26 protein-coding genes and 1 tRNA gene are annotated in these 26,211 nt (G+C 47.7%); 9 read left to right on the plus strand and 18 right to left on the minus strand.

Translation table 11 applies throughout. The features are described from left to right. The first annotated feature begins 53 nt into the window (after positions 1 to 53). From NDK19_RS11490 to NDK19_RS11500, 3 genes are read left to right on the plus strand one after another with little or no spacing between them, the layout of a single operon-like run. Positions 54 to 2,549: a YbcC family protein gene (locus tag NDK19_RS11490; protein ID WP_250632031.1), complete on the plus strand. Its 2,496-nt coding sequence runs from the start codon at positions 54 to 56 to the stop codon at positions 2,547 to 2,549. A 4-nt stretch (positions 2,550 to 2,553) separates the two neighbouring features. Then, entirely contained in the window at positions 2,554 to 4,431 is a 1,878-nt protein-coding gene (locus NDK19_RS11495) for a proton-conducting transporter transmembrane domain-containing protein (protein ID WP_250632032.1), read from the plus strand. 41 nt (positions 4,432 to 4,472) lie between these two features. Next, positions 4,473 to 4,967 carry a DUF2231 domain-containing protein gene (locus NDK19_RS11500; protein WP_250632033.1) on the plus strand — a complete coding sequence of 165 codons (495 nt, stop codon included), beginning with the start codon at positions 4,473 to 4,475 and terminating at the stop codon, positions 4,965 to 4,967. Between the two features lie 13 nt (positions 4,968 to 4,980). On the opposite strand, the gene NDK19_RS11505 is transcribed toward NDK19_RS11500, so the two are convergent. Next, complete coding sequence (locus tag NDK19_RS11505) at positions 4,981 to 5,577, minus strand: 2'-5' RNA ligase family protein (protein ID WP_250632034.1); 597 nt, start codon at positions 5,575 to 5,577, stop codon at positions 4,981 to 4,983. A 140-nt stretch (positions 5,578 to 5,717) separates the two neighbouring features. Here NDK19_RS11505 and NDK19_RS11510 point away from each other — a divergent pair, with 140 nt between their 5' ends. From NDK19_RS11510 to NDK19_RS11520, 3 genes are read left to right on the plus strand one after another with little or no spacing between them, the layout of a single operon-like run. Further along, positions 5,718 to 7,052 carry a TolC family protein gene (locus tag NDK19_RS11510; protein WP_250632035.1) on the plus strand — a complete coding sequence of 445 codons (1,335 nt, stop codon included), beginning with the start codon at positions 5,718 to 5,720 and terminating at the stop codon, positions 7,050 to 7,052. Next, positions 7,052 to 7,360: a hypothetical protein gene (locus tag NDK19_RS11515; protein WP_250632036.1), complete on the plus strand. Its 309-nt coding sequence runs from the start codon at positions 7,052 to 7,054 to the stop codon at positions 7,358 to 7,360. Before NDK19_RS11510 ends, NDK19_RS11515 begins: the two co-directional genes overlap by 1 nt. Positions 7,361 to 7,362: 2 nt before the next feature. Continuing rightward, positions 7,363 to 8,364, plus strand: a complete 1,002-nt coding sequence (locus tag NDK19_RS11520) for a glycosyltransferase family 9 protein (protein WP_250632037.1) — start codon at positions 7,363 to 7,365, stop codon at positions 8,362 to 8,364. On the opposite strand, the gene NDK19_RS11525 is transcribed toward NDK19_RS11520, so the two are convergent. Together NDK19_RS11525 and era are read right to left on the minus strand one after the other, a co-directional pair. Then, positions 8,327 to 9,886: a S8 family serine peptidase gene (locus NDK19_RS11525; RefSeq protein WP_250632038.1), complete on the minus strand. Its 1,560-nt coding sequence runs from the start codon at positions 9,884 to 9,886 to the stop codon at positions 8,327 to 8,329. The genes NDK19_RS11520 and NDK19_RS11525 overlap by 38 nt on opposite strands. Positions 9,887 to 9,942: 56 nt before the next feature. Continuing rightward, positions 9,943 to 10,821, minus strand: a complete 879-nt coding sequence (gene era / locus NDK19_RS11530; protein WP_250632039.1) for a GTPase Era — start codon at positions 10,819 to 10,821, stop codon at positions 9,943 to 9,945. Positions 10,822 to 10,925: 104 nt separating this feature from the next. Between era and NDK19_RS11535 the strand changes: the two genes are divergently transcribed. From NDK19_RS11535 to NDK19_RS11545, 3 genes are all read left to right on the plus strand, one after another. Then, positions 10,926 to 10,998 (plus strand) — tRNA-Met (locus NDK19_RS11535). A 120-nt stretch (positions 10,999 to 11,118) separates the two neighbouring features. Beyond that, positions 11,119 to 12,291 carry a site-specific integrase gene (locus NDK19_RS11540; protein WP_250632040.1) on the plus strand — a complete coding sequence of 391 codons (1,173 nt, stop codon included), beginning with the start codon at positions 11,119 to 11,121 and terminating at the stop codon, positions 12,289 to 12,291. Positions 12,292 to 12,303: 12 nt separating this feature from the next. Continuing rightward, positions 12,304 to 12,933 carry a hypothetical protein gene (locus NDK19_RS11545; RefSeq protein WP_250632041.1) on the plus strand — a complete coding sequence of 210 codons (630 nt, stop codon included), beginning with the start codon at positions 12,304 to 12,306 and terminating at the stop codon, positions 12,931 to 12,933. Between the two features lie 39 nt (positions 12,934 to 12,972). On the opposite strand, the gene NDK19_RS11550 is transcribed toward NDK19_RS11545, so the two are convergent. The 15 genes from NDK19_RS11550 to NDK19_RS11620 form a co-directional block, all read right to left on the minus strand. Beyond that, positions 12,973 to 13,260, minus strand: a complete 288-nt coding sequence (locus NDK19_RS11550; RefSeq protein WP_250632042.1) for a hypothetical protein — start codon at positions 13,258 to 13,260, stop codon at positions 12,973 to 12,975. Between the two features lie 67 nt (positions 13,261 to 13,327). Next, positions 13,328 to 13,567, minus strand: a complete 240-nt coding sequence (locus NDK19_RS11555) for a hypothetical protein (protein ID WP_250632043.1) — start codon at positions 13,565 to 13,567, stop codon at positions 13,328 to 13,330. Next, positions 13,564 to 14,085, minus strand: a complete 522-nt coding sequence (locus tag NDK19_RS11560) for a hypothetical protein (RefSeq protein WP_250632044.1) — start codon at positions 14,083 to 14,085, stop codon at positions 13,564 to 13,566. The genes NDK19_RS11555 and NDK19_RS11560 overlap by 4 nt, the downstream gene beginning before the upstream one ends. Then, positions 14,085 to 14,660 (minus strand): hypothetical protein, encoded by a 576-nt coding sequence (locus NDK19_RS11565; protein ID WP_250632045.1) that lies wholly within the window; start codon positions 14,658 to 14,660, stop codon positions 14,085 to 14,087. Before NDK19_RS11565 ends, NDK19_RS11560 begins: the two co-directional genes overlap by 1 nt. Before the next feature lie 54 nt (positions 14,661 to 14,714). Then, positions 14,715 to 16,187 carry a hypothetical protein gene (locus NDK19_RS11570; RefSeq protein WP_250632046.1) on the minus strand — a complete coding sequence of 491 codons (1,473 nt, stop codon included), beginning with the start codon at positions 16,185 to 16,187 and terminating at the stop codon, positions 14,715 to 14,717. Between the two features lie 34 nt (positions 16,188 to 16,221). Beyond that, positions 16,222 to 16,614 carry a hypothetical protein gene (locus NDK19_RS11575; protein ID WP_250632047.1) on the minus strand — a complete coding sequence of 131 codons (393 nt, stop codon included), beginning with the start codon at positions 16,612 to 16,614 and terminating at the stop codon, positions 16,222 to 16,224. A gap of 15 nt (positions 16,615 to 16,629) precedes the next feature. Further along, positions 16,630 to 17,349, minus strand: coding sequence for a hypothetical protein (locus NDK19_RS11580; RefSeq protein ID WP_250632048.1), 720 nt, complete (start codon positions 17,347 to 17,349; stop codon positions 16,630 to 16,632). Next, positions 17,349 to 17,840 carry a hypothetical protein gene (locus NDK19_RS11585; protein ID WP_250632049.1) on the minus strand — a complete coding sequence of 164 codons (492 nt, stop codon included), beginning with the start codon at positions 17,838 to 17,840 and terminating at the stop codon, positions 17,349 to 17,351. The genes NDK19_RS11580 and NDK19_RS11585 overlap by 1 nt, the downstream gene beginning before the upstream one ends. After that, positions 17,840 to 18,295, minus strand: a complete 456-nt coding sequence (locus NDK19_RS11590; protein WP_250632050.1) for a DUF5675 family protein — start codon at positions 18,293 to 18,295, stop codon at positions 17,840 to 17,842. Before NDK19_RS11590 ends, NDK19_RS11585 begins: the two co-directional genes overlap by 1 nt. Next, positions 18,292 to 20,574, minus strand: a complete 2,283-nt coding sequence (locus NDK19_RS11595; RefSeq protein WP_250632051.1) for a hypothetical protein — start codon at positions 20,572 to 20,574, stop codon at positions 18,292 to 18,294. Before NDK19_RS11595 ends, NDK19_RS11590 begins: the two co-directional genes overlap by 4 nt. Before the next feature lie 44 nt (positions 20,575 to 20,618). Beyond that, the gene (locus NDK19_RS11600; RefSeq protein WP_250632052.1) at positions 20,619 to 21,656 is read right to left on the minus strand and encodes a hypothetical protein; all 1,038 of its coding nucleotides are present in this window, start codon (positions 21,654 to 21,656) and stop codon (positions 20,619 to 20,621) included. Then, a complete protein-coding gene (locus NDK19_RS11605; RefSeq protein WP_250632053.1) occupies positions 21,653 to 22,078 on the minus strand; it encodes a hypothetical protein in 426 nt (141 codons plus the stop codon). Before NDK19_RS11605 ends, NDK19_RS11600 begins: the two co-directional genes overlap by 4 nt. Then, a complete protein-coding gene (locus tag NDK19_RS11610) occupies positions 22,075 to 25,605 on the minus strand; it encodes a hypothetical protein (protein WP_250632054.1) in 3,531 nt (1,176 codons plus the stop codon). The genes NDK19_RS11605 and NDK19_RS11610 overlap by 4 nt, the downstream gene beginning before the upstream one ends. Next, the gene (locus NDK19_RS11615) at positions 25,605 to 25,991 is read right to left on the minus strand and encodes a hypothetical protein (protein WP_250632055.1); all 387 of its coding nucleotides are present in this window, start codon (positions 25,989 to 25,991) and stop codon (positions 25,605 to 25,607) included. Before NDK19_RS11615 ends, NDK19_RS11610 begins: the two co-directional genes overlap by 1 nt. After that, positions 25,991 to 26,164: a hypothetical protein gene (locus NDK19_RS11620; protein ID WP_250632056.1), complete on the minus strand. Its 174-nt coding sequence runs from the start codon at positions 26,162 to 26,164 to the stop codon at positions 25,991 to 25,993. Before NDK19_RS11620 ends, NDK19_RS11615 begins: the two co-directional genes overlap by 1 nt. Positions 26,165 to 26,211 lie beyond the last annotated feature (47 nt).

A 26,211-nucleotide genomic window follows, 5' to 3' on the forward strand; every position in this document is an offset into this window, starting at 1 on the left:
TATAAAGCCGTCAAATTTGTTTTTTTAGATGCAAAGTTTTTTATTGATATCCAATGGAATCCTCCCATTTTTTCAGCGAAGCGCACGTATTGCACGAGTTGAAGCACTTTTTGCCCTCACAGGCTCCCTTAAAAGATTTTATACACCATAATACGCTTCATGCTTTTCAGCAGCAAAAATTTCACGAAGCGTTGCATTTGGCATCAGAAATATTTGGTTATCAGACCTATTTGCCATTGGAAGAATACCGCGCTTTGTACAAAGCCGGTAAAATCAGCGATGCGATGATACAGCGCGTCATTATTGACCGCAAGGGAGCCAACCAACTGGTGCAGTGGTCAGACAAAATGCACCGACAGCCCTTAAATGCTACTTTGCATCAGCGTATCGGCAAATTGCGCCGCTACTGGAAAGATTTATACAACATCAATTTAGACAAAGAAGTTAATCCGCTGCTTTTTCGGATGTTGGCGGCTTACCTCGACCAAGGGATAGCCCTGCAAAAGTTCCCGATGAGCCGCCACGGTTTTCTGGCATCGCTCCGTCAATTGGAACGCAATAATTTCAGCAGTATTTTCCGCAAGCCTACGGCGCGCAGGTTGTTACTTTCTACCGAATGTGCGCTGCCCGATTTGCTGCAATTGGTTGTGGGCGATGAGCGATACTATGCGCAATATCTGTTTGACCAACAGTTTGCACATCCGGGGTGGTCGGGTATGGTGGCCGTATTGGAAGAACATCCCGATACATTGTTTGATAAGCGAAAAATTACGCTGCGCGAGTTGATTGCTTTTGAACTATTGCTGGAAATAGATGCATTGGAATGCAAATTGGGCAGCAATTGGAAACCATTTGCCGAAGCGACACAGTTGCTGCAAGTTGATTTGTTTGCTCCGCCCGTGCCCAATGATTACTTTGAGGTGTGTGCACTTTGGCAGGAAGCGATGGAGTGGAGTTATTACGACCAAGTGCTTCGCGGAATGCAACTTACGGCGGTGAATGGCGTGCATCATGCGTCGGAGAGTAGCTTTCAGGCAATTTTTTGCATTGACGACCGCGAGTGTTCCATTCGCCGACACATAGAAAACCTCGCCCCGCGTTGCCAAACTTTCGGTATTGCCGGTTTTTTTAATGTTGAATTTTTCTTCCGGCCTGCACATGGTGCATTTATCACTAAGTCTTGTCCTGCACCTATGCACCCGCGCCACATCATTCGCGAGCGGGAAGCACAAAAGCGCCATCGCAAAGATGCCCATTTGAGCAATCGCTCTCATGGTTTTCTCAGCGGGTTGATTGCTTCTGCAACAGTAGGCTTGCTGGCAGCAGGTAAATTGGCACTCAGCATATTCAGACCGATGGAAACCCCTGCCATGGTTTCTTCTTTTAATCACATGGACAGAAACGGGGTGCTGGATATCCACTGTGCCAACGATGCACCAAGCAGCGAAGGCTATCAATTTGGGTTTACTGTTCCCGAAATGGCCGACCGCATAGAAGGTTTGCTGCGCAGCATCGGTCTGATAGCCGACTTTGCCCCTTTGATATACATCATTGGGCACGGGGCGAGCAGTGTAAACAATACGCATTATGCGGGTTATGACTGCGGTGCATGTAGCGGCAGGGCGGGTTCGGTTAATGCACGAGCAGCCGCTGCTATGGCAAACATGCCCGAGGTTCGCGCCCTGTTGGCAGCGCGCGGCATTCATATACCCGATACCACACGTTTTGTCGGTGGTTTGCACGATACTACTCGCGACCTTGCCGATTTTTTTGATGAGTCGGCCTTGCCTCCTGCTTTGCAATCTCTGCATCAGGAGTACAAAGAGTTGATTAACAAGGTATTGGATTTGAATGCCAAAGAACGTTCGCGCCGTTTTCTGCTGATTGATTCGGATGGTGATGCCAAAAAAGTACACGAGCAAGTGCAGCGTCGCGCAATGTCTTTGTTTGAGCCGCGCCCCGAGTGGAATCATGCAACCAACGCCCTTTGTATTGTAGGCAGAAGAGCTTCCAACAAACACCTTTTTTTGGACAGACGTGCTTTTTTGAACTCCTATGATTATTCCATTGACCCTGATGGTAAATATTTGTTGAATATTTTGAAAGCGGTGGTGCCTGTTTGTGGCGGCATCAATCTGGAATACTATTTTTCGCGGGTTGATAACGAACGGCTGGGCGCAGGCAGCAAACTGCCCCATAATGTTGTCGGGCTGATTGGTGTTTCCAATGGCTTGGAAGGCGACTTGCGGACGGGGCTGCCGCGACAAATGATTAACATTCATCAGCCGCTGCGCCTGATGGTGATTGTAGAGCAGGAGCCGGAAACCGTCATGCGTGTGCTCCGGCAACATCCGCCGACCTATGAATGGTTTGTAAACGAGTGGGTACATTTGGCTGTAATTCATCCACAAACCAAGCAGGTTTATCGCTTTGAAGATGAGGATTTAATTCCTTATCAGCCGCTGACGGCGGGGCTTGAGTTCAGGCAAAATCTCATGCCCGAATTTGAATCTATCAACGACAATTTACCTGTTTACCTCATTCAGTAATCCGATGGAAACGAACTATTTCATTGTGAGTCTTGTACTCCTTCCGTTGCTGACCTTCATCATCAGTGTGTTCATTGCGGAGAAACAGGAGTTTGCAATTGCCAATATTTCTTACTATGGTGTGCTTTTTCATTTGCTGACTGTTACCTTTTTTATTGGATTCTGGCTGTATAGGGGTGCGCCATATATCAATGTTAAGGAAATTACCATCTATGATTCGCCCGACTATACTTTCTTGATAGACTTTTGCTTTGACCATATTACGGCCTTTTATCTGTGGATAGGCAGTTTTATCTCGCTGCTGATTGTGCGCTATTGCAGCTATTATCTGCATATGGAGGGCGGCTATAAGCGATTTTTTAATACGGTCTTGTTCTTTTTTACGGCATATAATGCGACCATTTTGGCAGGAAATTTTGAAACGCTATTTATTGGCTGGGAAATGTTGGGTATATCATCGTTCTTGTTAATTTCTTTTTACAGAGAGCGATATTTGCCCGTTCGTAATGCGTTGAAAGTGTTTTCCATTTATCGGATTGGGGATGTGGGGATTTTGCTGGCAGCATGGGCAAGCCACCACTTGTGGCATGAAAACATCACCTTCTTTAAGCTCAACAACTACCATTTGGTGCACGAACACCTGCTGGCTCACAGCGGTATCGGTGTTTTTATCTCTGTTGCTTTGTTGGTGGCTGCTGCTGCCAAATCGGCACAATTCCCGTTTTCTTCGTGGTTGCCGCGAGCGATGGAAGGCCCGACACCTTCCAGTGCTATTTTCTACGGGTCGCTTTCGGTGCATCTTGGTGTTTACCTGATGTTGCGCATGGAGCATTTTTGGGAACATCAACCATTGGTACGCCTGCTTATTGGCACAACAGGACTTGTAACGGCAGTGGTTGGTTACTTTGTTGCACGAGTGCAGTCCAATATTAAAACGCAGATAGCCTATGCTTCCATTACCCAAATCGGGTTGATGTTTATAGAGTTGGCATTAGGTTGGAACACCCTCGTGCTGATTCACTTTGCAGGGAATGCATTTTTGCGTACCTATCAGTTGTTGGTGTCTCCTTCAATGGTCAGCTACCTGATTCGCGACCAGTTTTATCACTATGTGCCTCATCGTTTCCGTTTTTACAAAGGGATTTCGCATAAACTGCAAAATACTTTGTACTTGCTGTCGCTGAAAGAGTGGAATTTGGATAAACTGATTAACAATTTGTTGTTTAAACCCATTCGCAAGCTGGGGCATCAGTTAGATTTTCTCACACCGGGCAATGTGTTGCTGTATGTAGTGCCTTCTTACTTGCTGGCGTTGTTGTTCCTTTGGCAGCGCGAGTGGATTCCCGACTTGTTGCGCCCTTCTGTTCCGGCATTGGTTGCCTTCGTGGGGCTGGTGATGGTTTTTAAAGCGTTCTCCGAGCGAAAATATCCGCGGTTAGCGTGGGGGCTGGTAGTGCTCAACCATTTTTGGACAGCGTTGGCGGTTTCTTTCAACGAGGCTTTTGACATCATGCACACTGCATTTTACCTCAGCGGAGTGGTTGTATCGGGGTTGATTGGACTGGTTTGTTTGCAAATACTGAAACGGCAAGAACCCGATTATTTTGATTTGGAGGAATACTACGGGCATGTGTATGAATACAAAACGCTCGGTTTTGTGTTTTTCCTTGCCACGCTGGGTATGATGGGCTTCCCGATTACGCTCACATTCATCGGCGAGGACTTGTTGCTTAGCCACGTACATGAAGACCAATATTTTCTCGCGTTTTTTATTGCACTCGGTTTTGTGGTAGATTGCGTAGCGCTGCTGCGGTTGTATGCGCGCCTGTTTATGGGCATACACGCGAAGCGTTACCATGCCACACCGCTTAGGAGCGCCTGACAACAATTTTCAATTATCAACTCAACTAAACATCTTCAATTATGAACGGTGCACATTTTCATTTGGTGGTGAATCACCTGCCCATTATTTTTCCGATGGCGGGCATTATTGTCCTTTTGGTGGGATTTTTTACACAATCGGAGGCAGTCAAGCGGACATCTTATTTGTTGTTTATCATTGGCGCAATAAGCGCGGGAGTAGCTATGGCAAGCGGCGAAGGAGCAGAAGAAGTAGTGGAAAAAATCGGCGGCATAGCTGAAAATTTCATTCACAGACACGAAGAGGCAGCAGAACTATTTGCAATTTTGTCTTACATTTTGGGCGGGTTGTCTTTGGCAAGTCTTTGGGCAAGTTGGAAGCAAAAACCTTTTGCCGCTGCTGCATCCGTCATTGTGCTGATTTTTGCCTTTGTGGTGTTGTTTTTTGCCAAGCAAACAGGCACTACCGGCGGTGAAATCAGGCATACCGAAATCCGCGATGGCAGCAATGCACCTGCAAACGACGGCAGTTCTTCCGAAAAAGAACACGATGATTAACAGAAGGGGAGCACTAAACCACGAACTCTTCCACAATTTTGAACTGATTGCGTCGGCGGTCATCTGACCATGTGTAGAGTGCCACGCTGTCAATCAGTGCTTCAAAGCCAACAGGCGGAAGATTGTTTGCCCACCGAATGCCTTGTTCTACCCCTTGTCTGCCCCATTTGCGCTGCGGCCTGCCGATTGTTAGATGGGGTAGGGGTGGCCGATTGTCGGGCGGTGCTCCTCCTGCCTGCAACAAGGCACTGCGCCATTCTTCCATAAGAGTTACCACCTGCCAATGGCCTTGGTCTAACTTGTAAGAAAAAGCACTTGTGTGCTTAGCCGAAGGCAGCGGAATAAGATTTGCCAATGAGATTTGAAAAGGCTCAAAATCAATTTTTTGCATAATTTTTAGCACCTCGGCGGCACGCTCCTTGGGCATTGCACCCATAAAGGCGATAGTCAAGTGTGTATCCTCAGGAGCAAACAGCCGCACTTCGGGCGGGGCAGTGGCAGCCAATGTTTCAAGCAGAGTTTCCGTGCCGCGCACGGGCAGGGCTACAAACCAGTTGGGAGTCATCAGATTTTTTTGAGGCGTATCTATCGGGCGGGTAAAATTAAGCATTTATGCGGAGCAATGCTTATTACGATTTTTACATGTAATTTTGAGAGCCTCTTCCGGAAGCGCAACTATCAACCATACAAGCATTTTTCTGTTACGCTTTTTTGCGTGAAACGGTTTTTTACTCATTGATTCAGATTGTAATGAAAAAATTATTTACCACCCTTTGGCTTGTCTCTTGCTGGTGCTTGGTTGCTTATGCGCAGGAGTCCCTCTCTCTTTCCGATGCGATTGCCCGAGCACTGAACCAAAACTTCGGGATTCGGATTCAGAACCAAAATGTGGCTGTTGCACAACTCAATAACACACAAGGTCAGGCGGGGCGCTACCCTAATATTTCCCTCAGCCTGAACCAGAACAATGTTTTCAATAATGTAGTAAACCCGGCAGCCTTTATTCAGGGCGATATCCGCAACTTCAGCATTCAGCCTACCGCCAATGTAAACTGGGTAATTTTTGACGGTTTCCGCGTGAATTTGACCAAACAGCGGTTAGAAGAGTTGGAAAGATTGTCGCAAGGCAATGCGCGGGTGGTAGTAGAAAATACCATTCAGGCGGTTATTGTGGCCTACTATGATGCCGTTCGCCTGCGCGAGCGCATCAAAATCTCCGAAAAAGTACTGAAAACATCGCGCGAAATTTACGAGTACAGCCTTTTGAAGCAAGAACTTGGCAAAGCGGTTATTACAGAAGTATTGCTGGAAAAAAACAACTACTTAGCCGACAGCAGCGCGTTGCTTACCCAGCAGGTACAGTTCAAAAATGCGATTCGCAACCTGAATGTACTAATGGCCGTGCCTGAAATTAATAAACAGTATTCGCTGACTGATTCGCTGCTGTTTGAAGATATTGACTACGGCTATGAGGCGCTGAAAGACAAGATGTTGGCCTCTAACAGCAATTTGGAGGCGCAATTGCGCAATCAGGAACTGCTGCACAACAGCGTAGGGCTTGCCAAAGCCGAACTGTTGCCCAATTTGAGCCTCTTTACCGGTTTTACCTACAACCGCAACCGTCAGAATCTGGAATCGGCAACATTTATTGACGGCAGACCGCGCCCCAGCAATACGGCCTCTACCCGCACGCTGAACGGAGGTATCACATTCACCATGCCTATCTTTAATGGCGGACAACTGCGCCGCGCCGTAGAAACGGCACAAATGCAAGAACAGGCCGGACAATTTGCCGTAGACAACCTGAAATTGAGCTTAGAGCGCGACCTTGCCGATGCTTATGATTTGTACAACTTGCGCCGCCAACAGGTAAAAATTGCGCGCGAGAACAAGATTGCTGCCGAAACCAATTTGAACCTCTCAGCCGAGCGCTACCGAACCGGCAGTATCAATGCTTTTGAGTATCGCATTTTACAAAATACTTTTGCAGACATTGCCTTTGGCGAGGTGCAGGCAATTTTTAATTTGCTGGAAGCCAAAACGCTGCTGATGCGTTTAACGGGAACTATTTTGACGGAAAAATAATGGGTATTGAAGAAATTTTCGGCTATATCTGCTTTGTAGGATTCGGTATTTTTTACGGGTTGAAAACAGACGATGTGCCTTTCGGAAAAGCACTATTGATAGGCTTGGCCGGCAATTTGATGGCAATTACTGTTTTCGGCTGCATTCTTACCCCCATTTGGCTGATTATGATGCCTTTTGGTATTGAAGTCGGCGTGCCCGACTTTGGCAGAGCACTGCTTGGGTTTTGTGCTGCCGAAATGACGGCTTTTGTTGTGTTCTATTGGATAACGCGCCTGCTGCGTCCTGTTTTGCGCAAAACTGCCTGATTGTGCCCAAAGTATTAGTCATTCGTTTTTCTGCCATTGGCGATATTGTGTGGGTAAGCCCCGTGGTGCGCTGTCTCAAACAGCAATTGCCCGATTGCGAGTTGCATATGTGTACCAAAAGCAACTATGCGGAAATGTGGCAGGCCAATCCTTATGTGGACAAAATCCACTTGCTCCACGATAATTTGGGCAAACTGATTGACGAGTTGCGACAAGAAAATTTTGATTACGTAATTGATTTGCATAAAAATCTGCGCAGCACTCGCATTCGTTGGGCATTGCGCAAGAAGAGTTTTACCTATGACAAACTCACTTGGCAGCGTTTCCTGCTGACAAGGTTTCAAATAGACCTTTTCCCCCGAAAACCCGATGGCGAACCGCTGCACATAGTTGAGCGCTACATGAAGGCCGTTGAGCCGCTTGGCATACATAACGACGGCAAAGGTTTAGACTATTTTATAGCACCTGAATATCAGATTGATTTACAACAGGATGTGCCGGAGTTAAATCATATGCCCTTCTGTGCTTATGTGATAGGAGGAAGCGAACCAACCAAAAAACTGCCGCTGCACAAAATGGTTGAACTTTGTCAGAAGTTGCCCTATCGGCAAATTGTACTGATTGGCGGCAAAGAAGATGCAACCGCTGCCGAGCAACTGCTTGACGAATTTCGGCAATCCGATAAAAAAATTATCAACCTTTGCGGAAAAATGAACATTAGCCGTTCGGCCTCCGTAGTAGCGCAGGCAGCAATGGTCATCGGTCATGATACCGGACTGACGCACATTGCCGCTGCATTCCACCCGACGGTTTATTCCATTTGGGGTACAACAACGCCCATGGGATTCAAGCCTTATTGCGCCAACTCCATTGTGCTGGAAAACAATAACTTAGACTGTCGCCCTTGTTCCAAATCAGGAGCGAAAAGCTGCCCCCAAAAGCACTTCAAGTGCATGAACGAGCTGCCTATTCCCACAGAATTTCCCATAATTCATCGCCAATGAGCACCGTTGTGCGAGCGGCATCTTTGTGTTTTTTAATCAGAAAGCCGTTTTTGTTGCCCGATGGTACTTCTTGTGCAACAACTTTGGTTTCGTTGCTTTTATGGAAAACAGCGGTGAGTTCATCATTTTTTGCCTGTTTTGCAATCAGATAGCTTTCTTTGGCTTTAACGGTTTGATGTGTTTTACCTGCGGCTTCGCCCTGTAAAATTTTGAGGGCATGTGCTGCATTAGGAATACCATATCCGATAAAATTATTGCCCAACGGGTATAAATTTCCACTTTGCTCAATGGCTTTGATGATTTCTTTGGCGGATTTGTCAGGGGCAGCCTGAATCAGGCAGGCAGCAAAGCCCGTAATCATGGGTGCTGAAAAGGAAGTGCCCGCCGAAACTTGTGGCACACAAGATACGTTGGGTTTCAGGTAGGGCAGGAAATCAGGCCCTGTGCTGCTGTAAAAAGTTTTGATGCCGTTGGGTGTCGTTGCACCCACTGAGAGTACGCCTTGTACGTCTGCCGGTGCAGAAACTATTTTCCAGTTGTAAGTGCTGCCTTCATTGCCTGCCGCAACCACAAGCAACAGACCTTTTTCTTCGGTGGCAATGTGTGCAGCGCGGCTGATAGCGGTTGTTTTGCCATCCATTTGCTCGGGGCTGTAGTTTTCGTTCGGATTGTCAAACCCTTGTGCATAGCCAAGCGATGTATTGATGATGCGCACGCCGAGGCTGTCCATCCACTCCATAGAGGCAATCCAGTAGTCCTCTTCGGCGCGAAATTCGCGGTCGCCGTGGTCGGTGCGGGCGAGGTAGAATTTGGCTTCCGTTGCCAGCCCGTATTGTTTTTTATCGGGGGAAAGTCCGGCAATCATCTGCAAAACCGTAGTGCCGTGGTCGTCCGACGATGTTTCACTGACATTGAAAAAATCGGTGCGGCGTCGGGGCGAAACCATATCGCGAATGCCCAAAATGCGATTTTGCTCAAAAAGATATCTCAAAAACTCATTGGAAGAAGCCCCGTAAAACCCCGCATCTATCACACCAATCAGCACATCTTTGGCTGTCAGTTGGCGGTCTATGAGTGTGGTCGCATTCATTTGCTTAACTGCCAAGCCAAACTCTTTCCGATTGTTTTCGGGAGTGGTTGGTTTTCGGGCTGCTACGAGCGGCTGACCCAGAGGCGTAACCTGCGCAACAAAGGGCAAAGCGCGGATGCGTGCTATGGTTGCCTCGTCTGCATGGCAACTGGCAGCATTGAGCCATTTGGAGGCTACCTCCACCGATGCACCGGCTGCCGCGAGTGCCTGCAAATAGTCCGGCGAAACGGCTACATCTGTCCATTGCCAGCGACTGACAGCCAGCAGGTCGCGTTTTTGAATGGCGGCAGGGCTGAGTGCCTTTTCAGGCTCATGCACTGCAGCCAGCGGCTTATCCTTGAAATAAACCCAGTATTTATTGCTTTGGGCATCGGCCGATTGTATCAGCCACGAAAGCGCCAGAAGAGCGAGCAATGGTTTGAACATAGACATTATCCGAAAAACAGTTTGTTTAAAGATAACGTACCCTGTTCAAAAAACGTGCAATGCTACGCCACGTAGCCTAACTTCTCCAGTTTGTTTTTTTGGTTGCGCCAGTCGGGAACTACTTTAACGTGCTGCTCGAGAAATACTTTTTTGCGGAAAAACTGCTCCATATCGGTGCGCGCCTGTGTGCCTACTTTTTTGAGCATACTGCCGGCTTTGCCAATGATAATGCCCTTTTGTGACTCGCGTTCCACATAAATTTCCGCACTGATGCGAATAATATCATCCGATTCTTTAAACGAAACGATGCCTACATCGCAACAGTAGGGGATTTCTTGGGAGTAGTTCAAAAATATTTTTTCGCGAATGATTTCGGCTGCAAAAAAGCGCTCCGATTTATCGGTGAGTTCGTCTTTGTCAAAATAGGGGGGATGCTCGGGCAGGCGCTCCATAATAGCCGCGAAAAAGCGTTCCAAATTGAACTTTTCCAGTGCCGAAACAGGAATGATTTCGGCTTTGGGGAGTTTTTCCTGCCAATATTGCATTTTGGCAATAATATCGTCCTGTTTGCAGAGGTCTATTTTATTGATGGCTACCAGCAAGGGTATTTCCAGATGTGTCAGCCGCGTTAGTAGCGGATGGTCGTCTAAGGTATCGGCAAGGTCGGTTACAAAAACCACAATATCGGCATCTTCTAATGCAGTTTGCACATACTGCATCATTACCTTGTGCAACTCGTAGGCAGGTGTCAGAATCCCCGGAGTGTCGGAATAGATAATTTGAAAGTCCTCTCCGCTGATAATGCCCATGATGCGCTGGCGCGTAGTTTGGGCTTTGGAGGAGATGATGGATAATTGTTCGCCCACCAGAGCGTTCATCAGGGTTGATTTGCCCACATTGGGTTTCCCGATGATATTAACAAAACCTGCTTTATGAGTCATGGCACAAAGGTAGTTTTTTTAAGGCGAACGAAGGAATTTTTAATTTTTTTGGCGAGGGGTATTGGATGTTGTTTTTTATTGTTCTACCTTTGTGCCACAAAAATCGCGAGGTGGAGCAGTTGGTAGCTCGTCGGGCTCATAACCCGAAGGTCGTAGGTTCGAGTCCTGCCCTCGCTACTCAGACGGTGTTTTGTACACCCTAACAAGCAGAGACGTGCAACTGATTCATTATTAGTTGCACGTTTTTTTATTACAACAATTACATCCTGCTCACACTTTCAATCTCTTGCTAACAGTATGATAAACGTATCATTCTGGTTACGAAAAAACCCGAAAAATCCGCAAACGGCAACGATTTATTACTACGTTACCTGTGGCGGTGTACGCAACAAAACCCCGCAAACTACCAGGCAGCGCATCTATGTGCGCGACTGGGACCCTGTGACGCAGCGCACAAACAATGAACTTGTCAATCAAGCACTTGATGATATTGTTTACCGCATTCGCGCGGTAGCGGCGCGGCATTTGTCTGAAAATATTGCGCTGCATCCAGAATCGGTTTTGCAGGAATATCTGGCAAGCCTTAACCGTATTCCATACATCAGCCTGCTGGCGTTGGCAGAACAGTATATCAGCAACAAAAAAGCGGAGTTTATGGCGGGTCGCATTGTAAAGCGTACCTATGAAACTTATCTGACACGTTTTACATGTTTGCGGCAGTTTCTGACAGCTAACAAACTGGAACAGACCGGAGCTGACGCGGTAGGGTACAGGCACATTCAGCAATATTATGAATGGATGGCTGTCACCTGTAAACTGAGCAATGATTATGTATGTAAGAATATTCAGTTTTTGCGACAGGTGTACAGCTTTGGGCAGCTCAATGAGCTTTGTAAAAGTAATCCTACCAAAGCATTCAGGCTCAGCTTTGACTATAACAACCGCCGCCACTTCGACTACCTGGACAAAGCAGAAATAGACAAGCTGCGCAATTACGCCTTTGCGGCGCAGCCACTTGCAACAGCAAGAGACTTGTTTTTATTTCAAATCTATACCGGGTTTGCCTATGCGGACATGGCTGCATTCGACCCGAAGCAGCACATTCTGCGCAACGGCAACAAGCTGTTCATCTGCAAGCCGCGCCAAAAAACAGAGGTACCGGCGATGGTGCCGCTCTACCCGACGGCAAAGGCTATACTGGATAAATACAATCAGCAGTTGCCAGTAGTGGTGCAACAGTATTATAACCGATTACTCGGCGAAATTGGCGGGATACTGTCTTTCAGGATTAAACTAAGCAGCCACGTTGCCCGACGCAGCGCGGCTATGATGTGGCTAAATTCAGGCATCAGGCTGGAAGTAGTCAGCCGCATGCTTGGCCACGCAAGCACACTCATTACACAAAAGCGATACGCTAAACTTTCGCCTGAAACTATCTGGCGCGAAGCTGCCAACTTTGAAACCTTTTAAACCCTCTCACATATGAAAATTGTACTCTGGAGTTTTGGCGTTGCCTGCGTGGCGGCGGCTTTTTCCTGCTCAACTCCAAGCCAACAAAAGAAGGCTGATGCTATACAACAGGACAGTGTACACGAAATATTGGTAATTAATGAACTGTTGAAAGCGGCGATAGCAGATGAGAAATTGAATGAGTTGCTCGAGCAAACTATTTATAAGCATACGCATAATAGCGTAGTGATGCGCACTGAGCTTTTTAAACGCTATGGTGATCTATTTAATAAAGCTGAGAAGTTTAAAAATCAGGAAACAGACAGCTTGGCAGAGGTAATGGAACAAAAAACAGTTGCCATGCAAAAAAGAGAGTTGCCTAAAATGAGGAAAGCGTATGTGGAAGAATTGGGAAAAATCCTTTCAACATACGATGTTTATTGCAGCGTGAGCGGTAAAGATAATGAGGTGATAGAGTTTGCAGGCACAACGTTCAAAAGCAGCATGAATGCAGAAGAATACAACAAAGAGCATGTGATTGCTTTTTTGAAACTGAGATTCAAAAAGTCGGTATTTAGGTTATCTAAAAATGCCCCTGAGCGATTCTCTTACAAGCTTAACACACCCGCAGACAGTGAATTATATTCTTCGGAAGACGACTAAACAAAAAAGCCCCTCAATCAGGGGCTTTTTTGTTCTGCATTACTTGCGTTCAACATCGGCTGTGAGTTTGGTCAGATTCAACAGAATTTCTACCTGGGCTTTTTTGATTTCCGCAATGTCGGCGTTAATCGTCCGTTTGAAATCGTTGTTATCCTGCAGAAAAACCGCGTTAGCTTTTTCTATGTGCTCGATGCGCGTTTCAAGTCTGCTGACCTTTTCGGTCATCGCTGAGTAAACACTAAACCCGCTCACCATCGTACTGATGACAAAGCCGATGATTGCCTTCACTGAGCCGATACTTACGTTGCTGTTTTCGAGTTGCTGCATAGGATTATTTTTTGCAAAAGTCCTGCAAGCAAGCTGCGCAAACTAAGACAACAGTAAGATGTAAGTTTTACGGCGTTGGGGTAGGAGGGGTAAGCGTAGCAAGCTCTGCATCTATCCATGTGGCTATTTCAGCCCGGATAGAATTAAGCTCTGCCAGCCTTGCCACTGCGTATTGTTCCTCTCGGATGGGCTTGTCATCTGCCGTAAGAATAGTATAGGTGCGGTCTGCGTAATTCACAGTCGCTTTGATGTGCGTGCCGAAGTTGGTTAACCACTGCCGCGATTTTGAAATAGGGAAATTGCTCATAATAAATCAAAGATTACAGTTAAGTATTTGTTTTGATTGATATTGATATTGAATGTAGTAGGGTTGCCTGAAATCGGAATGATTGTTGGTGAATCTGTCCAGTTATTGTCGCGCAACTCAATTCGGACAATTCGATAGCCGGTATTGGGCTGCACAAACATCTGTACATCTTCGCCTCCAAGTCCATTATAATAAGGCGGAGCCACAATGCCGCCTATTTCTCCTGTTGGCGCTGTGGTAATAATTTGCGTCCAGATAGAAAACCCGTCAGGCGCTTGCCCGCCGCCGACAGAGCCTCCACCGAGCGGAATCTCTTCTAAACAAACCTTTACGCGATTGCGCGTAAGCCTGTTAACTGGCGGTAGCTCAAGCACATAACTCACCTGCCCGACAGCAGCAGCCACAGCCACGCCGTCCACCGCAAGCGAAGCGATGCGGTAGCCTGCGGGCGCGGTTATTTCGCGCGTAAAAGGCGCGCCACAAGGCACTCGGATAATATCGCTGCTGATTTTTGGCATTAACCAATTCGCTCAATTTCGACAAAAGAATCTGCGCCGATGGCATTGTCGGCAGAGGTGTTAAAAAGTTGAACAGAAATAACTGCACCTACGTTGGCACCTATTGCAGTACCCCACGCCTGAACAGCAGTTGCAGCCGCACTATTGACACCTGTTCCTCTAACCACTTGCCCGATTTGGCCTTTTACCATATTCTGGTCGTTTATCAAAAAAAGGCTTTGTGCAAAACCGCTGTCAAGCGAAGCAATCGTACCATTAAACAACTCATAGTAATTGGCTGCCGTGCCTGCGCGGAGATATACGTTACCGCTGTTGTTGTTAAATCGGGCTTGGATGGTTCTTGCGGCATTAATGGCATTGCGAACGAATACCGTTATTTTATACAAACCGATGGGCAAGGCTTGCGGCAAGGTCAAGTTTAGCGTTGCCGTTGCTGCCGTTGCCGTTGCTCGCCATTTCTGCGGCAAACGGCTATCCACATAACCTTTATGCACAATGTCGCCCGGTTCGTTGAAGTTACTTTCACCGATGCCTGCCGCATAGCGGATGACCTGATGTAAAATTTTATCTGCCATAGGTTTAAATGGGTAAAACCCGACGGGTTTTGTAAACCCGTCAGGTTGGGAAGTTTAGATAACTACTACACGGAAAGCCTGACCGCTTGGCGGCGCTACGGCAAAAATGATATCCACAGCGTTTACAGTTGTGCGGCTGATTGTTACTTCTACCTCGTCGTCTGTCGCCACGTCAAACACCTGGACAATTACGTCCTTGCTGTCTTTGTTGTGGGTAACGGTGAAAGAAGCAGCGCTGCCGTTGCCTGTGATGGTTGCGGAGAATTTTGTAGGACTGTTAAAGTCTTCGAACCGCAATTTACCGTCTGCGGCAACAACCACGTTTTTTACTCCTGTACCTGGAAGTTGATAATCCTCGTGTGTTGAATCTACGTAAATTCCGTCGTTGTACAGTTTGATTTCCGTACGGGTATATGGTGATTCGCCCATAATACTGTACAGTTGTATGAAATTGGGGTTTAGTTGTAATTGTGTAGTAACAACTGTGGGTATCAGCGAAGATATTTGAAATGACGAACCATCATATGATTGTATAAATATAGAGCTGTCAAAGCTGCCGCCTAAGTCTATTTTTTGCGTTATGGGATTATAAGTAAGTGCTTTGCCCGCAAGCGCACTAAAAGCACCACTTAAATTTTGAGCAAACAACGACTTATCCACAACCAAATTGCCGTTGGCATCTACACCCAGCGCTACGCGGTTGGCAGCGGCTACGGCAGAATAATCAGCTAATCCTTTGAGACGTAACTGCGCCGTCGGACCTGTACCGCCTTCAAATTCCAAACCGCCGTTGGTGGCAATATCGACGTTGAAGCGGTGTGCACCGCCTGAAATATCCCAAACAATACCGCGTCCTGCCAGCAATTCCCAATCAATATTTTCCGATGAATTTTGGATTTTATTAAACAGCTTTCTGATGGCTGCTTGTACGCTGTCCGTGCCTTGCAGGTCGCCTGTAAGCGGGGTAGTAGGGCTTGCGCCGCCTAGCAGCACGTTAGAAGCATCGGCAATATTGGTTTGTAAAACAAAAAATTGCGAAGCATTGGCTGGGTCATCTACAGAAGCAATCAACAAATCGCCAACTTCTACGCTGGTAACACCGCCGGGCAAGCCGGGTATCTCGGCAGCTACGCTGACGCGCCAAGAATCGCCTGCCTTGATGTTGGGGCTATTAGGCACAATACCGCCCGTAGGGTCCCAAGCACCTTTGAAGCTGCCGCCGACAGTGGTCAGCATAGATTCAACGTATTGTCGAATGGTATCGCGATTGGCCAGCAAGCCGCCTTCGTTGTTAAAATTTGTATCGGTGCTAATGTCTGCAGATGTAAGTAATTTGCGAAAATTATCACCGATTCTGCCGTAAAAACCCTGCGCCAGCATGGGGTTGCTGTTCATGGTTGCGTCGTAAATCAGCGAGCCGTCCGGCGCAACGGTAATGCCGCTACGCGCTTCTGTGCTCACAACAGGAGCTACTAACCGTGCCTTACGCTCAAAATCAAGAGAGGATAAAACTTTTTTATTTGACATTTTACAATCGGTTAAAATTGTGAATAATGAATTACTACCCGATTAGCACTGCGATTTTTGCAAAAAAAGCAGGCGAAACCTCCAAGTCATTAAAGAAATCGCAATCAAACGCGGGCAGGGCAATCGGTTCATGGCGGTTGAATAGCGCTGTTTTTTCGGCGATGAATGCCTGGACATTTTCGGGGGCTATTACCAACTTTCCGTCTTGCTCCTTCCCAAATTTTTGAAACAGTCCGCGCTCTGCTTCCGCTGCTGCTTCGGCGACAGGTTGAAGGGTACGCACCGCTTTGAATACCTCATAAGCCTTTGTGGCAGGCATTTTCGCGGCTTGAATTTCCTTCAGACCCTCAAGGGCTAATGTAAGCTCATAGACAGTCGGGGTAGGCTTGGCAGCCTGTTTCGGGGTTGTTGATTTTGACTTCTTCATGGTGATTTGAAAGGTTTAATAAATAATCAGGTCGTACACTTTGCCCGCTTCGGGGGCTTCGGTGAACGTAACGCGAAGTTCATCAGGTGAGAGACGAGTAAAAAGGACAATGACCTCCTGCCCGTCGTCGGTGTCCCAAAGCGTCGCACGGACGCGGCGCGAAAGCTCGTGTAGCACGTCAAAATCTGTTGTTGCGCCGTCGCCTTCCAGCGTTGCGGTGTATGCCGCAGAGCCGCAGCAATCGTCTGCACAGGGTGCTGTTGTCGTAATCGTCGCTTCGTAGAAGGCAGTAATCAGTACCTCGTAGCGCTCACCCAAATCGGGGGGCGCGGCAAAAGTTACCGCCAGCCTGTTCTCATCCAGCCGGATGAGGTTTACAATTACATCATCGTCGGTCTGCAAATCCCACACCTGCGCGGTGAGGTGGAGCGTGTTGAGGTCGTGCTGAATAGTGAAAGCAAGCGCAGAGCCGTCGCCTTCAAACTCAAAGCGCACATTACAGGACTTGTAAAAAGTGCGCTCGGTAGGGTCTGTCGGGTCGGGTGGGGGGATGTCTTCGAGGCTGTACGTGATTGTGAAATCCTGTATGATATTACTCAGATTTATCAGCAACCTGCGCGGATTGGTGATAACCTGTGGAATACTATTAATGGTAAACGATGTAAACCGTTTACCATCAGGCGCAATAATTTCACGGGAAAAACTATCCCCCTCTAAGACGTTAAAAACTTCCATCAGATGCGGCGAAAGGCAACATAAATGCGCTTCGGCGCAGTTATGTTGTCAATTACAACAGTGTGATTTTGAGGATTTATAACAGCTTCCTGTACTGCATTTGCGCCGTCTGCGTCTGTAATCCAGATAGATGCGATTTCGTGATTGCTGAAAGGCACAAAGCGCGGTCTGAAATCCGCGCCTTGGCGAATCAGGTTCGTGCCTGTGTTTCCATCAATAATTTGCCCGCCAACGCCCATAATCACTTCGATGTTAAACTCAGGCAGGGCAGGCGCAGCTACTGTACAGACATTTATTAGTACAGGCTGGTCAAATGACGCCCAGGTGATCGTTTGCCCGAAAGGATTTGTAACAGGCACTTCTGTAAATGGGCCTGTGCCGATTCGCATTTCTATTTTTCTGATTTTTCGCCCCGGCGGTGGTATGATTGTTTCGGATGCGGGTTCGCCTGTGTCAAACTGGCGAACAAAAGAAGATATGAGTGTAGCCATTAGATTTTACCAAACTGATTATTGATTTCAATCTTTTTTGAAATTCGAAGCATTGCACCGCCGCTTCTAATAGCGCGTCCAAAGATGTCATAAATCGCATCCGTTGCGCGTTGCGATTCGAGACCACGTACAGTATCGTTTCCGAAACGAACCCAAGTAACGGGGGCAATACAACCCTGCAACTGTGCAGGTGCGTTTGTGTTGTCTGCATTATTAGCCGAATGAAGCAGTATGCCTGTGCGACCGGGTACAGTTTCAAGAGCAATCATTTGTCGCCCAAATTTTGGCGAATGCCTGAAAACAAGGCGATACGTTCCCTCGGGAATACAACTTATTTGTCGGCTGTTATTTTGCCATGGCAACTCAATGCTGTAAGACAATATAGTATTGCCGCGCCATATCTCTCCGATAGTTGTTTTTGGGTGGTAGGTTCTTAAAAGGTCAAATGTTGTCATACTTGCATAATGGTTATGGTGTAAACTGGGACACAATCGGCAAGAAAATTTACAGTTAGATTAGCCTGCTGTGCGCAGTCAGCAAAGAATTGTACAGTTAGATTTTCGCGCCCTGGCACATCAGGCGGAGGCTCGTCGTCCGGGCAATCAAACAGGGAAACAGTAAGCTCTGTAGTGTCGCAGTCTGCCTCAAAGGTTACTGCCAGCGGCAGTTTGCCCGCTGCGGGGAAAACAGGCGCATTATCGCGCGGGGGGATAATGCCATCCGCAGGTCGGCAATCTATCCATTCTTCAATAGCCACAACGCGCTCGCACACGGGGGGCAACACGGGGGCAAACGCTTTAAGAAGCGTCAGTCGCACGATATTCACTCCGTTTTTAGATGCTTCAAACTCTGCATCTAAAACAAAGAACACGTTTTCGCGAATCTTTACCTTCTGTCCGATTCGCCATGCGAGTATGCGATTAGCAGCGAGCTTTGCACGAATTTCTACTTTGCGTCCGCTTTCCAGAATTTTGAGCGCATTCCTGTAAAAGGTTTCCGCGAGGCCTTCGGTATTTTCCCAGCGAATAGCAAACTCCGCCAACTTTTGCCCGGTCGCGGTGTAGTTGGATGGCGAAGCATAAGGGTAGGGCGTGCCGTCAAAGCCCTGTTGTAGCCCATGCCAAAACAAAATCCGCGGGCGCGGATTGGCAGCGGTCGCTTCGGTTTCAGACGGCGCGATTGCTGCGCGACCCGATTCCGGAATGATTCGGTTGTAGTAAACCCTGCGCGTCCATTCAATACCTGTTTCGCGCCCGCGAAATTGCAAGTTGGTATCCAACGATAGAGCACCGTCTGCGGTAACATTGGCAGGGCGGTCATTGGGATAGATTTTGCTGTTTCGCAAAAAGATGAGAGCCGGACGAAACTGTACTGTATTGCGGTGGATAATGCGAACAGTATCACCATTAACAGATATATCGCCGTTGCGCCCTTGAAAGTCAAGTTCATAGTCGGCGTGGAAAGGACTAAAAGCAGTAGCAACTTCTTTTTTCCCGTTGCCGATAATAAGTGGCCAATTTGCGTGTGCAAAACTCTGCCACTGCAGTGTTTGCGTATCGCTATTAAACAGCGCAGCAAAATAGCGATTGAGCGCAACGACAAATCGCAGGTCGTTTGCATTTTGCGCTTCGCCTATTTCGGCTGGGCTGATAACTTCGCCTGCAATCGTATAGCCTGATGCGTCTTTTGGCTGATCTCTGGTCAAAGGGTCATCCTCATCGCCAAAGGAAAATCGGTAAGAATCGCCATCGGCGGGCGATACTTCGGGCAAAGGTTCGCAAACATCAGTAATATCATCTACTTGTGTAGATTCTGTTACGCGCTCTACAAAGCTGATATTGATTCGTTTGAACTTGCCGTCCGCTTCAATTACCAAACCTGCAAGACTGCGCAGCGATAAGAGCAACTCCCCAAAAGTCATATTTGGGATGTAATCCACAACACGCAGTCTTTCGGGCAACTCTATTTCAGAAAGCGCAGGGAACTGAATCGTAGGGATGGGCACACCGTCAAAGGTAACGCCGTAGTCAATCGGGAATGGTTCGCCGCTGTATTGCGCAGTTGCGCCGACTATTTCACGCTCGTTTCCCAGCAACAGTTTGCCAATGTCAGGGAATGGCGCAAACCAATTGGCATTAACAGTCCATCCAATAGCTTTTACCGCTTCCTCAAAAACATACATCAGTTTGAAGAATGGAATCAAGCCAAGCGTTTCCTGTGATTGCTCTACGACATAAGCCCCGTTTATATAACGATTGTAAATGCGGTTGGCGAACTTGACTTCAGGGAAAGCTACCGGGTGATCGCCTGTATTCAGCGCATTGAGCGAGGCAAGCGTTCTGCCCGGCATCTCATATTCCAAAGCTGCCAGCAAATCAGCAAGCTGCTTGTCTTTGTGTTCGGCAAGCAACGATACATCTGCGGCGAATACACCTTCGTATACTTTTGGCGAGGCTTTTATTAATGTAAAAGTTCCCGCTATAATGTCAGAATTTAGGTAAAGCCTTGCGGCTACGGGGCGAAATAAATCAGGCGCTGCACTGGCCGGCAGGTCAGGGTGTCTTAATAGTCGGGCATTTTTTTTGCTCGCCCGCAGGCTTATCGGTTGCGTGGCGATGCCTTTGAGAAAGTCAAAATCAAAGGGGCTGAGGTTGCGAGAAATACTCACAACCTCTTTTTCCAAATCAAGAAAAGATGCAATACCCGAAGGCGGTATGACTTCCAGTGCGAACATGCGCAAAGCTGGAATGCTTGTCCTTTGAAAAAAAGGACAACGAGTTACTGAGCTATTTCAAATTCAATAACAAGGCCCAGCGGCAGGTCGCTTTGCAAAATAACAGGGCTTGCATTGCGCACAACAATAGGGATGAGGCGATTATCCGGTGCAATCATCCATGCTCCGTCTTCACTGCCGAAAACATGTGATGCAGCTTGCAGCGTGTCAGGTGGTAAATAACCGCTGTTCACTTTGTAAACTTTTGCCACCTGCCTGTTAAATGCTGATTTTTTGCGCTCTGTACTGCCGTAGTTGTATGGCACATATTGATTGAATTCAGTTTGCTCTACTTCGTGTGTGATTGTTGTATCGCCCGCGCATGGCAGTATGTTGCAAGCGCCTTGTCTGTCGTAGAATACAATACGTACTACATTCGGACGCATGATATTCGTAAAGGGATAAAGGACAATCGGGGCTACTGTGTTCACAAGCACGGCAAGGGCATCTGTACTGCTGATGTCAATAGGCACAATCACAGGTTGCCATTTGCCTGTTGTTATGGAGATTGTCTCATTAAAACCTGGGGCAGACAATTCTATTGTCTGTGTGCCCTCAGTAGGATATATGAGCGTGATAAAACTTACAAATTCACGTTCTACGCTTCTTGCGAGCGGATAAGCACCAAGCACATTGCCACGTCTGGGAATTTGATTCAGAACAAACCACTCAGGCTCAAAACCTGCCAGCAAGGCGTACCCTTCAAAGACTTGCGTAAAATCAGCATTATCGGGTGTGTCGTCGGTAGCAAGCTCGGCGATAAATAGCCGATAGCGCTTGCATAAATTCACACACAATACAGGCGCGGCAAGAGAAGGTAGATCATATTCTAAATTACTGCGGAGTATGGCATCCAAATAAAATACACATTCACCCGTAGGTGCTGCGCTGCCGTCAGCTATATGCACAACATCAAAATCGCCTGCTCCGTACGCTGATTCTATTTCAATTTTCAGCAACAAAACAGGGTTGGCACTTTGCACATGCAGGGCAACAGGATTCAATACGCCGACGATTTCGGCAGGCTGATGAATGATAATCATAGTGGTTGCTGATTGCTGAAATTAAGCTGATAAAACGCGCCGTCACTTTTGGGGCTATCACCTGATTCATAGCGATAAGTAAGTCGCATCGGGTAAAGAGGATTATTGACGATGTATCGCTGACGGTTAAAATCTTCTACTGCAAGCATTACGCGCCCCTGTGCGCGAGTTATCAAATAGGTTTTTGCATCCGGCTGCAAAAAGGCTGTTGCAGGAACGCGACATTCTATTGCAATACTGCTCAATTCGCCCTGTTCTGTTGCCTGCACATCAAACGTAAGCGAAGCGCTTTGGTAGGTAAAATACAGCTCCTCCCATTGCTCGGGGTCAAAGGCGATAGCTTCTGGCAGGTAGTGCGGCAATATCCAGATGCGTGATATGCCCGCTATATTTTCAGGAATAAGCGGCTTTAAATAAATCATAGGGTTGTCAGGTTTTGTATTGTTACCTGTTTAGCCTGAAACTCCTCGAAGTCGCGGTAAACAAAAATAACCTCTAATTTGCTTTGCCATGTAGACAACTCTTCCCGCATTGCGCGAAGCTCTGCGATAATTGCTGCGGCAGATTCGCTTGTATGCGGCGTTGCGCTGCTGCCTGATGCGGCAGGCGTGGTACTTCTGTCCGATACGCGGCCTTGTACGCGGGCAGCCTCAATCACAGACACCATGTCGGCGATTTCGGGAACATCCAACAACCACGCAGGCACCACGTACTCGTTTGCGTGGACATCGCCAACGACTACATTATCGCTTGGGGCTTCGTCCGTAAATCCACCATCTTTGTATCCACCACGGGGGGCGCGGCTACTGCCGCCTGATTTGATTTCAGCCGCAAAATCAGGTATTGGCGTAGCAACGATTTTAGCTATCTGTAACGCTGCCAGCGCACCGGTAGCGATTTGCAGCGGTATATTCGGTGCCGCCTTTAAAACAGCCAATGCGCCATTGATAGCCGCTTCGGCAATTTTGGCCATCTTTTCTGCGCGCGCGGCACGGGTTTTTATTTCAGCCGTTTCAAGCGCAAAGCCCTGTTCAATGCTGGCTTTTTGCGCTTCATACTGTTCTGTTGAAAGCAACCCCTGCTCGAGTTGAGCATTCAACACATCAAGTCTTTCCTGCTTTGTTTTTTCAGCCTGATTCATCTCTAACTGAGATGTAAGTGCGACAAATTCAGTAGCGATATTGACTCCCAGCATCGCATACTGTCGCATTAGTTCGGCTTTTTGGAGTTCGGCTTGCCGAACCAGATCAATACTTTTCTTCCGGTAGCGCTCTTCAATCAGTAGTTTTTCGCTTTCGGTCAGATCCTTGTTTTGCAGCTCAAGCATCTTCTCGGTTTCAAGCTGCAAAAGCTTTGCAGATAAAATCGCATCTGTATTACCTGTCGCTTCCGCAAGCTCAACGTCTAACTCTGCTTTAGACTTTGCTTCGCGCTGAATAATTTGCAACTCTTTCTGTATTCTCTCCTGAACTGCTGCAAATTTTTTGGCCTGTGCTTCTTTTTTACTTTTGACTTCTTCCTTGTCTATTCTCTGGAGGTCAGTCAATAATTTTTCATTAGTCAGCCGTATAGCTGCCGCTTTAGTTTCTTCTGTTGCGGCTGATTCTGCAATGCGCCTTCTGTCTTCATCTGCCTGGCGATTTGCCTCTGCACGCCTGCGTGCAAATTCATTTTCAATAAGTGCTACGCGGCGCTTTGCATTTTCTTCCAGCAAGCGCATTTCTGCATCCGCTGCCTCTTTGATTTTTCTTGCCTGCTCCTCTAATTTTTTTTCCAACTCCTTGTCGTCGGGTATCTCAGGTAATCCAGTACCGCTATTATAGGAAGCGGCAGTGTTAGAGACAGGTTTGGTAATATTACCTATGACTTTTCGGTAAATCTCATCGGTTTTGTTGATGCTCTTTTGCAGGGCTTCAATTTCTTTCTGCGCTTGTGAAATACGGCTTTGACCTGCGCGGATACTATTTGTAAGGTTGTCGCGCTCGGACAACTGCGCATCACCTACGCCAGCCAACTGCGTGGCGGCGGTAGATACATAACCCGGTCCTGATACAACTTTTTGAGAGGAGCTTGCAGGCAAGGTTTTTTCCTTGATTCGCAAGTCGGTAATGCGCGCCTGTTCTTCCTGTATCTGCTTTTCAAGCGCAATGACCTTTGTAACCTTTTCGGTGATTTCAGCTTCGCGCATACGCAAAGCAATACGCTCTTTCAGCTTCTCGTTCACCTGGTCTTGCAGTCGGGCTAAATCGCGCTCGTTGGTCTGATCTGTAATCTGAAAATCTATCAGGTCTTTGTATTTCTCGTTGATGTTTTTCATCAACTTTTCGCGCTCGGCTTTGGACAGATTGCCCTCGCGCAAAACCTGCATTTCAGCATTGAATTGCAGTTTTCGCTTCTCCAGTAAGCTGATTTGCTCACGCAAGCCGTTTGAAAAATCCTGTTGCGGCTTGCCTGTCGTCAGTTCATTGAACTGATTGACTATATCAGCCGCACCTGCAACAGCCAAAACAAAAGGCTTTGTCAGGCCTGCGACAATCTTTGAAATAAACTTCTCGGCTTTCTCAAGACTTGCGGCAAAGTTTTCATTTTTAACATTAAACTCGTCGGTAAGCGAACTTGCTTCGCGCATTGCCTGTGCGGCAAGCGCTTGTTTCTCGCGTACAAAATCGGTTTGGTTGGCCAGCAAGGACATCACCTTAACAGATTCCTGCGAACCGATTTTCAAGTCCTCAAGAGCTTTCGCAACGCTTGCATTGTCTTCTCCTGCCAGCGTTTTGGCAAGCGCCAACAGTGCGCCGTTGGTGTCCTTTTTTACCAACTCTGCAAACTGCTTGGCTGAAATGCCTGCTTTGCCTGATTGCTCAATAAACTTACCGAAAGCCTGCGGGCTGCGGGCCATAGTCAGGATGATATTACTCACGCCACCGGAAGAGATTTCAGCCGAAAGGCCCAACTCTTCCAGGGCCGCACCTAAACCCAACGTCTCTGTTATTTTCGGGGCAAAGCCGCCCAAAGCGCCCATGCGCTTGGTAAACTCCGCAACGACGGGGGCAGTGGCAGAGCCTGCGCTGCCTAACTCATTCAGGGCGCTGCCGATTTCGTTAATCGCATCACCCGCTTTCATGTTGCGGGTTTCTTTGAACAGCTTTTGCAAGCTGCCGATTTCCTTTGCCACCTCTTCCGCGCCGCCTGTGAACTCATCACCCAGGGCGACAACGGCTTTGTCCACATTCTCGACAAAGCCTAACAGCTCCTTATTGGCTATGCCCAATTGTCCACCGATACGGGCAATGCCGCGCAAGTCGGCAGATGAGGTACGTGTATTGAGCTTGCCTAATTCACTGTTCAGCTTTTCTACCTCTTCCTGCGTCATGCCGGTTGTTTTGCGGATGTCGGCCAACTCGTCGGAAAGCTTTGCGGCGTTGTCTATGGCGCCTGCAAAAAACTGCTGCACGCTTGCAAACAGGTTGCTGATTACTTCCCCTGCAACTGTTGCGCCTGCGAACAGGCCGAAGGTTTTAAAATCCTCCTTGAGTTTTTGCCAGTTGGTGCGGGTGTCTTTTATCTCATCGGTAACGGCCTTAATGCGCGCCTCTACCTGTTGCAGCTGCTTTGTTTTGTCGATGAATTCCTGTGTGCCTTCGGGCAACTGCTCCAACTCGCGGCGCAAAATGCCTGATTGGGTTTTGAGCTGCTTGAGGGAAGGAGCTACTTTGCCGTTTATCTGGTCGGCCAGTAGCTGCGCTTTCTGCGCGTTTTTCTCCAGCTGCTCTTGCAGCGCGCGCGCTTCGTCGGTTGGCAAACCTTCTGCATCAAGCGCCTTGCCTGCCTCTTGCAATTTTTGCAGCTTGGCGCGTGCAAGGTCAGACGACTTGGCCAGCTTGTCCATTGACCTTCCGGCTTCGTCGGCATTGATGTAAATATTTATCCGCCTGTTCTCTGTTTTCATCAGTCGTTGGGCAAAATGGTTTTGACAACTACGTCGGCTTCGGCGGCCACCGCTGCATCGGCCAACTTGTCAACAGCCGGTGTCAGGATAGCCGAAAACACAGGGCGCGGCGTTCGTCTGCCACGCCCTGCGCCTATCTCAACAAATTTGGAGTGGTAGGCAATCTGAAACTGTACCCGTCCGCGGCGCGAATCGGTCTTTGCGCTGATGCTGTCTTTCAACTTTATCTCCCTCGCCTCAAAAGCGATGCCTCGCGATTTGATGTGTACGACCTTGTCCCGAAAAGGCGTTGTCTTGCCTTTCTTAAACTTGCGTGCCGCCCGGCGCAATTCGCTTGCCGTTTTGCGCGACCATTCGCGGGTGATTTCGTTGAAGTCTGCTTTCATTACCAGGGAAAGTTTCCGGTGCGCTCAAAATAGGCTGCTTCGTAAGCCTTGCTCACGTCGCGGATGGTATTGCGCGTTTTGTCGTCAAACAACCAATCAGCTACGCGCTGATTTTGCAGCAGGATTTTGGAGAGCAGTTCCAGCCCTTGTACAATGAGAAATTTTGCAAACATGATTATGCGATTTTGTGAAACATCAGGAGCGCAAATATTTGCACATC

The sequence above is a fragment of the Rhodoflexus caldus genome, assembly GCF_021206925.1.
Classification (GTDB): domain Bacteria; phylum Bacteroidota; class Bacteroidia; order Cytophagales; family Thermoflexibacteraceae; genus Rhodoflexus; species Rhodoflexus caldus.